A 13,959-nucleotide genomic window follows, 5' to 3' on the forward strand; every position below is an offset into this window, starting at 1 on the left:
TTATTTAAACGCTGTTTAGATTGGGCGGTGCATCATGATCGAAACACTATTCGGCGCGGGTGGCGCGCTGGCGCTGCCCGCCTGGGTGGCCCTGTCGGTATCGCCCTGGCTGGGCCGCTGGCGGCCGGCCATCTGGGCCGCGACAGGGCGGGTTATCCCGCTGGTGCTGGCGGCGGCATACCTGGGGCTGGTGCTGGCTTATTGGCCGGTGCCAGGCGGCGGCTACGATACGCTCGGCGCCGTGCAGGCGCTGTTCGCCCATCCCGGCATGCTGACGGCAGGCTGGTATCACTTCCTGGCATTCGACCTGTTCGTGGGCACCTGGATCGCCCGCGAGGGGGTGCGCCTGGGCATGCCTCGCATACTGCTGGTGCCGTGCTTCGTGCTGACCTTCTGGTTCGGGCCGGTCGGCTTGCTGGCATTCTTCGGACTGCGCGCCGCGCCCTGGGGCCTGCAGGCGGCGCGCGTGCTATTGCAGCGCCAGCGGGGGCTTGCAATCTTCGGCATGGTGCTGTGGGTGGCGCTGGCGCTGGCGGCTATTGCGGCCATGCTGGATCCGCGCACCCTGGCGGGCGTGGGTGTGTGGGCCAAGCCCATGAAATTCATGGCCGCCATTGGCCTGTATGCGCTGACCCTGGCATGGCTGATCGGCGAACTGCCGGCCGCGCGGCGCCATGCGCTGCCGATGCGCGCCACCGTGTGGCTTGCCGTGGCGAGCGGTGCGTTCGAGGCGCTCTACATCACGTGGCAGGGCGCGCTGGGGCAGGCCTCGCATTTCAATGTCGATACGCCGTTTCACGCCGCGATGTACATCTTGATGGGTATCGCCGCGCTGCTGTTCGCTGCTACGGCGCTGCCGGTCGCGCATCAGCTATGGCGTCATGCCGACGGCATGGCGCCAGCCTATCGGCTGGGCGCGATATTGGGCCTGGTATTGACTTTCGTGGCGGGGGCGGGGGTCGGCGTGGCCATCAGCGCGCATGGCGGGCCACTGGTGGGCGCTGCCGCCGGGCCAGGCTTGCCTGTCGTGGGCTGGTCGATAAGCGGTGGCGATTTGCGGGTGGCGCACTTCCTGGGTGTGCATGCGCAGCAGGTCTTGCCGGTGGCGGGCTGGCTGCTGGCGCGCGCGGTCGGGCGCGGTGCTGTGCCCGCGATGGCGTTGTGCGGGGCGGGGTATGCCGGCCTGGTGGCGTTGGCCCTGGCGCAGGCCTATGCGGGCGGTCCGCTGATCGCCTTTTAGTTGCCGGGGTCGCGGCACGGCGATATTCATTTTTTTTGAAAAAAGATTATTTTGAAAATAAATGTATCTTCGGTTTATTTAAACGCTTTTAAACGCCCCTTTAAACGATTTTTAAACGAACCGGGATATTGATGGTTTTCGTAAATACGCTAGGATGATTAATCAGGTAAAGCGGCTGTCCAACAAAAGTATTTATTTGAATGGAACGGTCACGGGCATTGCCTGCTTGCTTCGGTCCAGAGCGATATGCATTAACTCGTGGGTTTTCTGTTTTCTGTTTTATGGGTGAGTGATGGCTACTGAAGAAACCGTACGCATGAGCGCAGAAGACCCGCTAGTTTGCGATTTTCCGTTTTCTACCGCTTTTATGAATGAGTGACCAATGGCTGACCAAGATATATCCGTAGGCGGGCCATCCCCTTCCAGTGTGACGATCGATCAAGGCGACTACGCTGAAGATACAGCAGTTCATTCAACTTTCTACACCCTGGGCACTTTGAACATTGCTAACGAATCGGATTCTGCCGATGTCCTGGATGTTAGCGTGCATTTGGCTGAGTTTGCGGCTGGCATCAAGTTGAACGTGGAAGAGAATGCAAACGTCAACCTGACCAGCCTGTCGCTTGACGATCGTCCCTTCATTCCGGGCGATTATCCCGTATACGAATTCAGCGTTGCAGACGGCGCCACATTGGATATGTCGTCTGGCTTCCTCAGGCATGTCCTGGGACAGGACGCCATGCCCAATCAAGGCCAGATTTTTGTCGATCTTAGCGGCCCGGGCACCTCGACCTTGATTTTTGATAGTGCGGACATTGTTTATTTTTCCGACGATCCCGGTGCCTCCGCCACGTTCACCGGAATATCTGCCGGCGACCAGGTCGTGGTTCCGGGCGCCGCCAGCGCTACCTATGCGAATGGCATGCTGACTTTTCAGGATGCGTCCGGTGGTACTCTCGCGGACTTCCATGCCGCGGGCCTGAACCCGGAAGATATTACCTTCGAAAATGGCACGATGACCTACGCGTGCTACCTGAAGGGTACGCATATCGCCACGCCAGGCGGCGAAGTCCAAATCGAGAATATCAAGGCAGGCGATCGGGTCCTGACCGCCAGTGGCGACGTTGCCACCGTGAAATGGCTGGGCCACCGCACGCTGCGCAAGCAGCGTATTCCGACAAAAGACGCGATTCGCGCCTTTCCCGTTCTGTTCAAGAAAGACTCGATCGCCAAGAACCGGCCCCATCGGGACCTGATGCTGTCACCCGGGCATCACGTCTATTTCGATGGCGCGCTGATTCCGGCCATGCTGCTGGTGAATGGCCGGACGATTATCCAGCAGTTCGATATGAAGGTCTTCGAGTATTTTCATATTGAACTGGAACGGTTCGACATTATCCTGGCCGAGGGCGTGCCGGCGGAATCGTATGTGGATACGGGCAACCGCAAGATGTTCCAGAATGCCAAGGCCGTGGCTTTGCATCCGGATTTCGCGCCTGCTGAAGGGCGCCCGGTAATCGAGGGCATCGAGGTGGTGCGATCGGGGCCCGTGGTGGAAGCGGTGCGCAAGCGCCTGTTTCAGCGGGCCCAGGCCTTGACCCAGTCCGTGCGCGTAGCGGATCCCGACCTGCGCATCGAAGTCAATGGCCAGGAAATCCGGGCTCAGGACCCTCGCCAAGGGGAAGGCGTCATCCGCTTCGTCTTGCCGGCCGGCATTGGCGATGTGCGTATCCGCTCTCGTTCGGCGGTGGTGCGCGAAACATCGCTCAGTGCCCGCCGCGATTTGCGGCAAGTGGGCGTGGGCCTGGTACGCATCACCATCGAAGACCAGGAAGGCCGCCGCGATATCGACCTGCAGAGTACGCGACTGGGCGGCATGCATGCGCCACAGGACGTGCATGGCGTTGCCATGCGCTGGACCACCGGCGACGCAGTGATCCCGGCCGCATTGCATGGCGTCAACGGCCCGGCGGTGCTGGAACTGCATGTGCTGCGTACTTACTCGTACTGGGACGACGCCCTGCAACGCGCAGCCTAGCCGGGCTCTAGCGCGGCCATCTCGTTTCCGTGCTCGTGCCGCGGTGTAATTTCCATGATGAGTTCCACCCGGCGGTTGGCCGCACGCCCGGCCGAGGTGTCATTGGATGCGATGGGGCGCGTGTCGGCATAGCCCACGGCACGCAGCCGTGCCGGTGCCACGCCATCGCGCACCAGCTCGCGCAGCACGCTGGCGGCGCGGCCGGCGGACAGTTCCCAGTTCGACGGAAACTGGCGTGTCTGGATCGGCACGGGATCGCTGTGGCCTTCTACCGACACAGGATAGCCCTGGCTGCGGTTGATGACCCCGGCCATGCGCTGGATCAGGCCCAGCCCGTTCGGGCTGAGCATGGCCTGGCCCGAGGGGAACAGCAATTCATTGCTGATGCGAAAGCTGATGGATTTTTCGTTGACGATGACGTCCACGCCGTCGCCCAGATCGTCCAGGCCCAGCTCGGCGATAGTGGGCGGGGCGGGCTCGGGCTCGGCGGGTTCCGCGGGCGGCGCATCGCTGGTTGCGGCGCCGGGGGCTTGCTGGATGCTCGGAACCGGCGGGGCGAGTGCATCGGTGGCGATGGCGTCAGGGCTTGCAAGCGTGCCTGATGTCTGCGGGGCCGCCGCTGCCATATGCCCAGGCATGGCAAGTGCCGCCATGGCGTCCGTCAGCGCGGTGTCCAGCGCCGCCCATGCGGCTGGCGGCGCGCCGGCCTGGGCAACAGATCCCACCAGCTCGACCGGCAGGTCTGCCGCCTGCGCGGGCCCGGGCAGTTTCGATACGGCCAGCAGCACGACCAGCATGGCCAGCAGCAGGGTGATCAAGTCCAGATACGTCAGCAGCCAGCTTTCGGATTCGGGCTCGTTGGGCGGCTCGACGTGCCAGCGCGCGAAGCGCCCGCCGCCGTGCAGCACGGGCCGGCCGGCCGGCGCTGCAATGCGGGGGCCGGGCCGGCGCTGCTGGTGCTGCCTGCGCAGGGCGTCGATGCGGTCGGCCAGGCTCATGGGCGCGCGGCGGCCGTGCGGGCCAGCGATGCCGTCGCGCCAGCGGCGGGCCGGGCCGGCTTGGCGGGGCTTGGCCTGGTTGCGGCATGGGCGGCCTTCACGGCCTTGTTCGCAGCCTTGCCGGCGGCCTTGGTCCTGGCGGTGACGGCGTGGCCGCCATCATAGACCTCGTCCTCGATGTCCATCATGAACGAGTTCAGTGTTTCGCGCACCACGGCCGGCCCTCGGCGCGCGCACATCATGGAAATGCCTTGCAGCACCATGTTCATCAGCATCAGGCGTTGTTCGGTGCGGCGTTCCAGCTTGACTGCAATCGGCTTGCAGACCAGGTTGGCCAGCAGGATGCCGTAGAACGTGGTCATCAGCGCCACCGCCAATTGCTGGCCGATCAGCACCATGTCGCCGCTGCCCAGCACCGCCATCAGGTTGATCAGCCCCACCAGCGTGCCCAGCATGCCGAAGGCCGGTGCGAAGCCCGCCATGATGCGGAACATCTGCGCCTCGGCGTGTTCGCGCGCGCGCAGGCGGGCGATGCGCCATTGCAGCAGCTCGATGATCTGGTCTTCCGGCGTATGGTCGATCACCAATTGCACGCCGGTGCGCAGGAATGGATTCGATACTTGCTTGAGCGCCTGTTCGACCTTGTGCACGTCGTCGTTCATCCATAGCTGCGCCATGGAGACCAGTTCGTCGATATCGCGGCGCGAATCGATCTGTTCGCTGCGAAATACGGTGCGCACCAAAGCGAACACGCGCGCGACTTCGCGCAACGGATAGCTGATGAACAAGGCGGCGCAGGTGCCGCCCAGCACGACCACCAGGCCGGCCAGGTTGATGTACAGGGTCGGATCCGTGGCGGAAAACGCCAGCGCGGCCGCCAGCGTGACGACCGCGACCACGATGCCGATGAGGGTAGAGGGGTTCATGGAAAGTGAGCCTTGTGCAGGGATCTGCTGCGGAATGGACTCATTCTAGAAAGCGGCAGGGCGGGGCAATCGGCGGAGAACGGGACGAAAACGGCCGTTTTGCCGCATTCGCGCTTGTCACAAAAAAATATAACCACATGGTTGAATATTGGCGTGCAAGCGCATAACATAACCAAATGGTTGAATATAACGTCCCCCCTCTGGACCGTATCTTTCATGCGCTGGCCGACCCTACGCGGCGCGCCATGCTGCGTGCGCTGGCCGATGGCGAACGGCCCATCGGCGAACTGGCGGCACCCTTCGATATGTCGTTTGCCGCTGCTTCCAAGCACGTCAAGGTGCTGGAATCGGCCGGCCTGGTCAGCCGCCGCGTGCAGGGCCGGCTGCATTTCTGCCGTATCGAGGCCAGCCCGCTGGCGCAAGCGCAGGCCTGGCTGCGCCATTACGAACCCTTCTGGACCCACAGGCTGGACACGCTGCAAGCGCTGCTGCAATCCGAGCCGGATGCCGATGCACGGCCGCCGGCATCTTCTTCTTCCGACCGAGGACCACGCTCATGAATACCGATGCTTCGTCTTACCGTAGCGGCTATGGTGAATTTGTCGAGTCAGGCGCTCTGCAGTTCGTGCGGGTGTTGCCGGGGCCGGTTGAACGCGTGTGGGCGTGGCTGGCCGATTCCGGCAAGCGCGCGCAATGGCTGGCTGCCGGCGAACTGCCGGCGCAGCCAGGCATGTGGTTCGAGATGCGCTTCGACCACAATGGCCTGACGCCCGATACCGGACCGGTGCCCGAGCGGTTTCGCGCCTATGAAGCAGGGGTTGCCACCCGGCACCGGTTATTGCGTTGCGAGCCGCCGCACCTGCTGTCGATCAGCTGGGGCGGGGGCAATGAAGAATTGTCGGAAGTGACGTTTGAGTTGTCGCCGCAAGGCGAACAGGTGCGGCTGGTGCTGACGCACCGCCGCCTGGTGCGCGGCGACACCTTGCGCAGCGTATCCAGCGGGTGGCATACGCATTTGCAGGTATTGGCCGACAAGCTGGCCGGCCGCGTGCCGCCACCGTTCTGGACGATGGTCGACACACTGGAACAAGACTATGCGGCCCGGCTGGGCCAGGCGGCGGCGGGCAATTCCCCGCCGTAACCGGAAAGCTTATTGCGGCGCGCTGCCGGCCGGCGCGTTCTTCTTGGCCATCTCGATAACGCGCTGGCGCAGTTGCGGATCTTGTTCCACAGCCTGGCCGATGCCATTGAATTCGTCGACGGTCAGGCCGTCGGCGTTGACCATCTTCACCATTTTTTCATCGGCTTCGCGGTAGACCTTCTCGCGCGCGGCATCGTCCTTGGCGGCTTGCAGCTTGGGCCGGTATTCGTCGGCCACCATGGCCACCTTCTGCGAGGCGACGGCGAATTTCTGCAGTTGCGTATCCGAGGGCTGGATGGCCGGTTGCGCCTGGGCAGGGGGCTGCGCAGCGGGGGCGGGGGCGGCCTGCGCCAGTGCCGCGACGGGCGACAGGCTCGCGGCCAGGACGGCAGCGGCAAAAAAAGCATGGGTCGAACGCGGCATGAAGCCTCCTTGATCGAGTTGACGACGTATAGCGCATGATGACAAGCCCGACCCCTGCGGTTCAAGCTTTGCGATGTTTGCGCATGTGTCGGCGGCCCGGGGACGCCCGGTTACTGAGCGTTTCAAGGGGGATCAGGAATTCAGCGAACGGGCCCGTGCCAGCAGCAATTCGCGCTCTCGCGCGTTGCGTGCCATGCCTGCGGCACGCTGGAATTCGGCGCTGGCCTCGTCGCGGCGGCCCAGGCGCGCCAGGAAGTCGGCCCTGACACTGGGCAGCAGGTGATAACCCGCCAGCGCGGGTTCGGCAGCCAGCGCGTCGGCCAGCGCCAGTCCGGCCTGCGGGCCGAATGCCATACCCACCGCCACTGCGCGATTCAGTTCTACGACAGGCGATGGGGCCACCTGCGCCAGGGCATCGTACAGTGCCACGATCTGCTGCCAGTCGGTGTCTTCGGGGCGTGCCGCGCGCGCGTGGCAGGCTGCCAGCGCGCCTTGCAGGGCGTAGGGGCCCAGGCTGCCGGCCTGCGCCTCGGCCTGTTGCAGCGCCGCCAGGCCGCGGCGGATCAAGAGCGGATCCCAGCGGGCGCGATCCTGGTCCATCAGCAGCACGGGCCGGCCTTCGGCGTCGATGCGGGCGGCCAGGCGCGAGGCCTGGATTTCCATCAGCGCCACCAGGCCATGCACCTCGCTTTCGCGGGGGGCCAGCCCGGCCAGGATCCGGCCCAGCCGCAAGGCTTCGTCGCAGAGCGCCGGCCGCATCCAGTCATCGCCGGCGGTGGCGGCATAGCCTTCATTGAAGATCAAATACACCACCTCAAGCACAGAGGCCAGGCGCGCCGCCAATTCTGCGCCGCGCGGCACCTCGAAGGGCACGCGGGCTTCGCGCAAGCTGCGCTTGGCGCGCACGATGCGCTGGGCGATAGTGGACTCGGACACCAGGAAGGCGCGCGCGATTTCATCGGTGCGCAGTCCGCCCAGCAGGCGCAGCGTCAGCGCCACGCGAGCCTCGGTGGACAGCACGGGATGGCAGGCGGTGAACACCAGGCGCAGCAGGTCGTCGCCGATGTCGTCCTGGCGCGCCGCGTCCAGCGCATCGACGAAGTCGGGCTCGACGTGGGCTTGCAGCGCATCCATCTCGTGGCCCAGCTGTTCGCGCTTGCGGGCGTGCAGCGAGTCTTGCCGCAACCGGTCCAGCGCGCGGTTCTTGGCGGCGGTCATCAGCCAGGCTCCGGGATTGTCGGGGATGCCGTCGCCAGGCCAGCGCTCCAGCGCCGTGACCAAGGCGTCCTGCGCCAGCTCTTCGGCCAGGCCCACGTCGCGCACCAGGCGCGCGACACCGGCGATGACCTTGGCCGACTCGATACGCCAGACGGCCTCGATAGCCTGGTGGACGGCATCGCGCGAGCTCATTGCTGCAGGATCTCGGCGTTGGGGTCCATGTACATCAGTTCCCAGACGTGGCCGTCGGGGTCCTCGAACCCGTGGCCGTACATGAAGCCATAGTCTTGCGGCTGGCGCGGCACCGATCCGCCGGCCGCCCGGGCACGGGCGACCAGGTCGTCGACTTCGGCGCGGCTTTCGCATGACAGGCAGACCAGCACTTCAGTGCTTTGCTTCGGGTCGCTCAGCGGCTTGTCGACGAAGGTCTTGAAATAATCGCGGGTCAGCAGCATGGCGTGCAGGTTTTCGCCCAGCACCAGGCAGGCCGCGTTCTGGTCGGTAAAGCGCGGGTCGACATCCAGGCCCAGTTGCTTGAAGAAGTCGATGGATTTCTGCAGGTCGGCAACGGCCAGGTTCACGAAGATCTGTTTGTGCATGATGGGTCTCGGAATAGATGAAGGAGGGCGGGGTGGATGGGTCAGTGCGGTTGGAGGGCGCGAAACCGCCCGGCCGACGGGTTGGCGTGGGCCAGGTCATCGATTTCATAGAGCGGGCGCACCTCGATCTCGGCCTGTACGCCGGCCCCCATGGGCGCGGGAAAGCGCCGCGTCCACTCCAGTGCTTCTTCGCGCGATCGTGCCTGGATGACGGTGTAGCCGGCCACCAATTCGCGGGTCTGGGCAAACGGCCCGTCGATGATGCTGCGCTGTCCGTCGGCATAGCGGATGCGCCAGCCAGCCGAACTGGGCTGCAGCCCGGCGGCGTCGAGCAGGGCGCCGGCCTGGGCCAGGGCCTCGTGATAGGCGGCCATTTCGGCGAACAAGGCGTCATCGGGCAGGCGGCCTGCCTCGGTGTCGGCAGTGGCTTTGACGATGATCATGAAGCGCATGGCGGTTTCTCCTGTCGGGTAGGTGCCCGCCGGTTCGGCGGCGCTCATGGGCACGACGACGGGCGGGCGGCGAGATCGACAGAAAACCGGCCAGATCAGGGAAAACCCCTATGCATGGCCGTCATGCGGGATCAGGCGAAGCAAGGTCCCAATTCGCGTATCTCGACCGTGCACCACTGCGCGGCGGGACATTCGGCCGCGATGGCCACCGCTTCTTCACGGGTGGCGCAGTTCAACAGGAAAAAACCGCCGATCATTTCCTTCGCTTCGGCGTAGGGGCCGTCGAGCAGGCGCTGGCGCCCGTCGCGCACTTGCAGTTTCACGCCGTCGGCTTCCGACTTGAGCGACTGGGCGTCTTGCAGCAGGCCACGGGCTTTCAGGTCGGCGGCGTAGCGCAGCATGCCGTCGTAGGCGGCGCGGCCGGCCTCGGGCGTGCGCTGGGCCCGCTGGCCGATGGGTTCGACGATAAGCAGCATATAAGACATGGGGGCTCCGCGTGAAAGAACGGCTGGTGGCGGGTAGGCATATTTCGCCGAGTTTATCCGCCCGGCTTGCGGCTTTGGAAGGCCCGGCATGGTTTTCAGGTGTATCGTCAGCCTGTTGCATCACGGAGACCTTCATGACCGCCACCCAGGAAAGCATCAGCATGGCGCTTTTCTGCGACTTTGAAAACGTCGCATTGGGCGTACGCGACGCCAATTACCAGAGATTCGACATCAAGCCGGTACTGGAACGCTTGTTGCTCAAGGGCAGCATCGTGGTCAAGAAAGCCTATTGCGACTGGGAACGCTATCGCGAATTCAAGGCCACCATGCACGAGGCCAATTTCGAATTGATCGAGATTCCGCATGTGCGCCAATCGGGCAAGAATTCCGCCGACATCCGGCTGGTGGTCGATGCGCTCGACCTCTGCTATACCAAGCTGCACGTCGATACCTTTGTGATCATCAGCGGCGATTCCGATTTTTCCCCGCTGGTGTCCAAGCTGCGCGAGAACGCCAAGCAGGTGATCGGGGTGGGGGTCAAGCGGTCGACCTCTGACTTGCTGATCGCCAATTGCGACGAGTTCATCTTCTACGACGACCTGGTGCGCGAACGCCCGCGCGCCGAGCCGAAGACGGGGGCGGCGCGCGAGCCGGGCGGTGCGGCCCGGCGCGGCACCGATGAGGATCCCGGCCGCAAGGCCGAACTCGAGGCGCGCCGTACGCAGGGCATCGAGATCGCCGTCGAGACCTTCGACGACCTGGTGTCCGAACGCGGCGACGGCGGCAAGATATGGGCCTCGGTGCTGAAAGAAGCCATCAAGCGCAGAAAGCCCGATTTCAACGAGTCGTACCATGGTTTTCGCGCGTTCGGCAACCTGCTCGAAGAAGCCCAGGCGCGGGGGTTGCTGGCGTTCGGGCGCGATGAGAAATCAGGCGCGTACGTGTACCGCACGCCGGCGCCCGAACCCGCCGCGCCCGCGCCCACACCTGCGCCCACAGCCGCGCGCGGCGCTGGCCGGACCTCGCGCAAGACGGCCGCGCGCAAGACGCCGGCAGCCAAGAAGCCAGTATCCCAGGCGCCGACACCCAAGGCCGACGCCGCGGTGCCACGCAGCGCCGACATGCCGGCGGACGCCATCGTGCCGGCTGCCGCCGCGGTCGACGAACCTGCGCCACCCGCACGCAAGACGTCTTCGCGGGGCAGGCGCCCACGCAAGACCAGCGAGGCGCAATAGACCGGGCTTTTGCGCGCCCGCCGGGGCGCTTTCTGTCTTTATGCTGACGCTGCGTCCTGCTCTTGAATCCGACCTGCCTTACCTGCTGGCGCTGCGGCGCCAGACCATGGATGCGCACCTGGCCAGCAGCGGCTTGCCCGCCGATGATGCTGCGCACCTGACGCGCATCTGCTATCACTGGGAAGATGCCCGGGTCGTGTTGCTCGATGGCGCACCGGCCGGCCTGTTGAAGTCGTATCGCGGGCCATCGGCCTGGCATGTGGTGCAGCTGCAGGTCGCGCCCGAATACCAGGGGCAGGGCCTGGGCGCGCGCCTGTTGCGCCAGGTGCTGACGCAGGCCGATGCGGCGGGGCTGCCCACCCAGCTCGACGTGCTCAAGACCAACCCCGCCCGCCGGTTGTACGAACGCCTGGGTTTTCGCATCGTGGCCGATACCGGCGTCGAATACCATATGGAACGCGCCGCCGGCTGCGATGCCGGCCAGTAAACTCTTGCTTATCCGGGTTATCGAGCTGGCATCACCATGAACCATACCGACACTGTCGCGCGCGACTGGCGCACCGCCTGGCGTACCCAGGCCCAGGCCCGTCCGCTGGTGGCCCTGGGCCTGGCGGCGGCGAGCCTGGCGGTGCTCTGGCTGTTGGGTTCGGGCCTGTATCACGGCCTGACCGGTGTCGAACGCAACTATATCCGCTACGCCTTCGCGGGCGGCATGGCCGGCTTCGCCGCGACGGCCTTGGGTGCGCTGGCCGCGATCGGCCTGCGCACCATCCATGCGCGCACCCAGGACACCATGCTGGGGTTCGCCGCCGGCATGATGCTGGCGGCCAGCGCTTTTTCGCTGATCCTGCCGGGCCTGGAAGCCGCGGGTGGGCTGGTGGGCGAGGGGCCCGCGGCCGCCGGCGTGGTGGTGCTGGGGCTGGCGCTGGGCGTACTGCTGATGCTGGGGCTGGATGCCTTCACGCCGCACGAACACGACAGCACCGGGCCGTGCGGCCCGCAGGCCGAGCGCGTCAACCGGGTATGGCTCTTCGTGCTGGCCATCACGCTGCACAACCTGCCCGAGGGCATGGCCATCGGCGTGGGCTTCGCCAATGGCGATATGCAGGTCGGTATCCCCCTGACGTCGGCCATTGCCATCCAGGATATTCCCGAGGGCCTGGCCGTTGCCATGGCGCTGCGGGCCACCGGCCTGTCGCCCATCCGGGCGGCGCTGGTGGCGGTGGCCTCGGGCCTGATGGAGCCGCTGGGCGCACTGGTGGGCCTGGGCATGTCCAGTGGCCTGGCGCTGGCGTATCCGGTCAGCCTGGGCCTGGCCGCGGGCGCAATGATTTTCGTCGTGTCGCACGAAGTGATTCCGGAAACCCACCGCAACGGACACCAGACCTCGGCCACGGTCGGTCTGATGGCCGGCTTTGCGGTAATGATGTTCCTGGACACGGCGCTGGGTTAAGCGTTTCTTTTTTCTATCCAAGAGGACCAATCGTGATCGCGCTGCTCGAGGCCCAACGGGCCGGGTTGTTCCAACGCCAGCACTGGTTGCCCAACATCGTGTCGGGCATCATCGTGGGCGTGGTGGCATTGCCGCTGGCCATGGCGTTTGCCATCGCATCGGGGGTCAAGCCCGAGCAGGGCCTGTATACCGCCATCGTGGCCGGGCTGCTGGTGGCAATGTTCGGCGGCAGCCGGCTGCAGATCGCGGGGCCCACCGGCGCGTTCATCGTCATCCTGGCCGCAGTGGTGGCCGAGCATGGCGTGGGCGGGCTGCAGATCGCCACCTTGATGGCCGGCGTCATTTTGTTGCTGCTGGGCGTGGCGCGCCTGGGCGCGGTCATCAAGTTCATCCCGGCGCCGGTGATCGTGGGCTTTACCGCCGGCATCGGCGTGATCATCTGGGTGGGGCAATGGAAAGATTTCTTCGGCCTGCCCGGCGTTACCGCGGCGCACTTCCACGAGAAGCTCTGGCAATTGGTGCAGGCCCTGCCTCATCTGCACCTGGCCACCACGGCCCTGGCCGTGGGCAGCCTGGCGTTGCTGATCCTGTCGGCGCGCGTGCCATACCTGAAGCGCGTGCCCGGGCCGCTGGTGGCGCTGGTGGTGGCCACCGCGCTGCAGGCGGTGTTCCGGTTCGATGGGGTGGCCACCATAGGCTCGGCTTTCGGCGGCGTGCCGCAGGGGCTGCCAAGCTGGCAGTGGCCCGATGTCACGCTATCGCGCGTGATCGAACTGATCGGCCCGGCCTTCGCCATCGCCATGCTGGGCGCCATCGAATCCCTGCTGTCGGCCGTGGTGGCCGATGGCATGGCCGGCACCCGCCACCAGTCCAACCAGGAACTGATCGGGCAGGGCATCGCCAATATCGTGGCGCCACTGTTCGGCGGCATCGCCGCCACCGGCGCCATCGCGCGTACTGCCACCAACATCCGCAACGGTGGCACCAGCCCCCTGGCGGGCATGGTGCACGCGGCCACCCTGCTGGCTATTGTGGTGCTGTTGGCGCCCCTGGCCGAGAACGTGCCCCTGGCCGCGCTGGCGGCCATCCTGTTCGTGGTGGCGTGGAACATGAGCGACGTGCGGCATTTTGCCAAGATGCTGCGCCGGGCGCCGCGTGCCGACGTGGTGATCCTGCTGGTCACCTTCTTGCTGACCGTGTTCGCCGACCTGGTCGTGGCGGTCAATATCGGGGTGATCCTGGCAACGCTGCACTTCCTGCGCCGCATGGCCGCCAGCGTGGGCGTGCAGCCGGTCGAAGGCGATGAACTGCGCTACGAACTGGCTGCCAGCGGCATGACCGAGCTGCCCGAGGGCGTGCTGGTGTTCACCGTGGAAGGGCCCTTGTTCTTTGCCGCAGTCGAGAACTTCGAGCACGCGCTGGCCTGCACCCGCAGCGATCCGCGCGTGCTGGTGATCCGTTTGCGGCGCGTGCCTTTCATCGACGTGACGGGCTTGCAGATGCTCGAAGAGGTCATCGCGCGCCTGCACCGGCGTGGCGTGCGCGTGTTGCTGGCCGAGGCCAATGCGCGGGTGCGCGGCAAATTGCAGAAAGCCATGATTGCCGACCTGGTGGGCCCCGATGCCCTGTTCGATACGCTGGTGCAGGCGCTGGCCGCTTGCGGCGCGCCTGCGCCGCAAGCATCGGGCGCGGCCGGCAGTTCGTTGCCGGCCAGCCCGGATGCGCAAGCGCCTGCCCGCTGAGGCAGCGCG

At 65.6% G+C, this 13,959-nt stretch carries 15 protein-coding genes; 8 read left to right on the forward strand and 7 right to left on the reverse strand.

The genetic code is table 11. The features are described from left to right. Positions 1-34 precede the first annotated feature (34 nt). Together KW845_RS06925 and KW845_RS06930 are read left to right on the forward strand one after the other, a co-directional pair. Complete coding sequence (locus tag KW845_RS06925; RefSeq protein WP_218368397.1) at positions 35-1,240, forward strand: ABA4-like family protein; 1,206 nt, start codon at positions 35-37, stop codon at positions 1,238-1,240. 544 nt (positions 1,241-1,784) lie between these two features. Further along, a complete protein-coding gene (locus tag KW845_RS06930; RefSeq protein WP_370628188.1) occupies positions 1,785-3,278 on the forward strand; it encodes a Hint domain-containing protein in 1,494 nt (497 codons plus the stop codon). Here KW845_RS06930 and KW845_RS06935 read toward each other — a convergent pair. Further along, the gene (locus KW845_RS06935) at positions 3,275-4,276 is read right to left on the reverse strand and encodes an OmpA family protein (RefSeq protein ID WP_218368399.1); all 1,002 of its coding nucleotides are present in this window, start codon (positions 4,274-4,276) and stop codon (positions 3,275-3,277) included. The two genes, KW845_RS06930 and KW845_RS06935, sit on opposite strands and share 4 nt — an antisense overlap. Continuing rightward, a complete protein-coding gene (locus KW845_RS06940; protein ID WP_255592412.1) occupies positions 4,273-5,202 on the reverse strand; it encodes a motility protein A in 930 nt (309 codons plus the stop codon). Before KW845_RS06940 ends, KW845_RS06935 begins: the two co-directional genes overlap by 4 nt. A gap of 176 nt (positions 5,203-5,378) precedes the next feature. On the opposite strand from KW845_RS06940, the gene KW845_RS06945 reads away from it, so the two are divergent. Next, positions 5,379-5,762 (forward strand): helix-turn-helix transcriptional regulator, encoded by a 384-nt coding sequence (locus tag KW845_RS06945; protein WP_218368400.1) that lies wholly within the window; start codon positions 5,379-5,381, stop codon positions 5,760-5,762. Continuing rightward, positions 5,759-6,343 carry an SRPBCC family protein gene (locus KW845_RS06950; RefSeq protein WP_218368401.1) on the forward strand — a complete coding sequence of 195 codons (585 nt, stop codon included), beginning with the start codon at positions 5,759-5,761 and terminating at the stop codon, positions 6,341-6,343. Before KW845_RS06945 ends, KW845_RS06950 begins: the two co-directional genes overlap by 4 nt. A gap of 9 nt (positions 6,344-6,352) precedes the next feature. Here KW845_RS06950 and KW845_RS06955 read toward each other — a convergent pair whose 3' ends face one another. The 5 genes from KW845_RS06955 to KW845_RS06975 form a co-directional block, all read right to left on the reverse strand. Next, positions 6,353-6,766, reverse strand: a complete 414-nt coding sequence (locus tag KW845_RS06955; protein WP_218368402.1) for a DUF4168 domain-containing protein — start codon at positions 6,764-6,766, stop codon at positions 6,353-6,355. A 132-nt stretch (positions 6,767-6,898) separates the two neighbouring features. Continuing rightward, positions 6,899-8,176 carry an RNA polymerase sigma factor gene (locus KW845_RS06960; protein ID WP_218368403.1) on the reverse strand — a complete coding sequence of 426 codons (1,278 nt, stop codon included), beginning with the start codon at positions 8,174-8,176 and terminating at the stop codon, positions 6,899-6,901. Beyond that, positions 8,173-8,583 carry a VOC family protein gene (locus tag KW845_RS06965; protein WP_218368404.1) on the reverse strand — a complete coding sequence of 137 codons (411 nt, stop codon included), beginning with the start codon at positions 8,581-8,583 and terminating at the stop codon, positions 8,173-8,175. The genes KW845_RS06960 and KW845_RS06965 overlap by 4 nt, the downstream gene beginning before the upstream one ends. A gap of 41 nt (positions 8,584-8,624) precedes the next feature. Then, positions 8,625-9,035, reverse strand: coding sequence for a YciI family protein (locus KW845_RS06970; RefSeq protein WP_218368648.1), 411 nt, complete (start codon positions 9,033-9,035; stop codon positions 8,625-8,627). A gap of 131 nt (positions 9,036-9,166) precedes the next feature. After that, a complete protein-coding gene (locus KW845_RS06975) occupies positions 9,167-9,520 on the reverse strand; it encodes a YciI family protein (protein ID WP_218368405.1) in 354 nt (117 codons plus the stop codon). Positions 9,521-9,654: 134 nt separating this feature from the next. Between KW845_RS06975 and KW845_RS06980 the strand changes: the two genes are divergently transcribed. From KW845_RS06980 to KW845_RS06995, 4 genes are read left to right on the forward strand one after another with little or no spacing between them, the layout of a single operon-like run. Then, positions 9,655-10,755, forward strand: coding sequence for an NYN domain-containing protein (locus KW845_RS06980; RefSeq protein WP_218368406.1), 1,101 nt, complete (start codon positions 9,655-9,657; stop codon positions 10,753-10,755). Between the two features lie 40 nt (positions 10,756-10,795). Next, positions 10,796-11,242 (forward strand): GNAT family N-acetyltransferase, encoded by a 447-nt coding sequence (locus KW845_RS06985; protein ID WP_218368407.1) that lies wholly within the window; start codon positions 10,796-10,798, stop codon positions 11,240-11,242. A 36-nt stretch (positions 11,243-11,278) separates the two neighbouring features. Continuing rightward, positions 11,279-12,208 carry a ZIP family metal transporter gene (locus KW845_RS06990; RefSeq protein WP_218368408.1) on the forward strand — a complete coding sequence of 310 codons (930 nt, stop codon included), beginning with the start codon at positions 11,279-11,281 and terminating at the stop codon, positions 12,206-12,208. Positions 12,209-12,240: 32 nt separating this feature from the next. Further along, entirely contained in the window at positions 12,241-13,950 is a 1,710-nt protein-coding gene (locus tag KW845_RS06995; protein WP_218368409.1) for a SulP family inorganic anion transporter, read from the forward strand. Positions 13,951-13,959 lie beyond the last annotated feature (9 nt).

It is taken from the genome of Bordetella sp. BOR01 (assembly GCF_019218885.1).
Classification (GTDB): domain Bacteria; phylum Pseudomonadota; class Gammaproteobacteria; order Burkholderiales; family Burkholderiaceae_B; genus Bordetella_A.

Bases quoted from the DNA above. Each gene is read 5' to 3' on its own strand.
- KW845_RS06925 (WP_218368397.1), top strand. From the start codon at position 35: ATGATCGAAACACTATTCGGCGCGGGTGGCGCGCTGGCGCTGCCCGCC.
- KW845_RS06935 (WP_218368399.1), bottom strand. From the start codon at position 4,276: ATGAGCCTGGCCGACCGCATCGACGCCCTGCGCAGGCAGCACCAGCAG.
- KW845_RS06940 (WP_255592412.1), bottom strand. From the start codon at position 5,202: ATGAACCCCTCTACCCTCATCGGCATCGTGGTCGCGGTCGTCACGCTG.
- KW845_RS06945 (WP_218368400.1), top strand. From the start codon at position 5,379: ATGGTTGAATATAACGTCCCCCCTCTGGACCGTATCTTTCATGCGCTG.
- KW845_RS06950 (WP_218368401.1), top strand. From the start codon at position 5,759: ATGAATACCGATGCTTCGTCTTACCGTAGCGGCTATGGTGAATTTGTC.
- KW845_RS06955 (WP_218368402.1), bottom strand. From the start codon at position 6,766: ATGCCGCGTTCGACCCATGCTTTTTTTGCCGCTGCCGTCCTGGCCGCG.
- KW845_RS06960 (WP_218368403.1), bottom strand. From the start codon at position 8,176: ATGAGCTCGCGCGATGCCGTCCACCAGGCTATCGAGGCCGTCTGGCGT.
- KW845_RS06965 (WP_218368404.1), bottom strand. From the start codon at position 8,583: ATGCACAAACAGATCTTCGTGAACCTGGCCGTTGCCGACCTGCAGAAA.
- KW845_RS06970 (WP_218368648.1), bottom strand. From the start codon at position 9,035: ATGCGCTTCATGATCATCGTCAAAGCCACTGCCGACACCGAGGCAGGC.
- KW845_RS06975 (WP_218368405.1), bottom strand. From the start codon at position 9,520: ATGTCTTATATGCTGCTTATCGTCGAACCCATCGGCCAGCGGGCCCAG.
- KW845_RS06980 (WP_218368406.1), top strand. From the start codon at position 9,655: ATGACCGCCACCCAGGAAAGCATCAGCATGGCGCTTTTCTGCGACTTT.
- KW845_RS06985 (WP_218368407.1), top strand. From the start codon at position 10,796: ATGCTGACGCTGCGTCCTGCTCTTGAATCCGACCTGCCTTACCTGCTG.
- KW845_RS06990 (WP_218368408.1), top strand. From the start codon at position 11,279: ATGAACCATACCGACACTGTCGCGCGCGACTGGCGCACCGCCTGGCGT.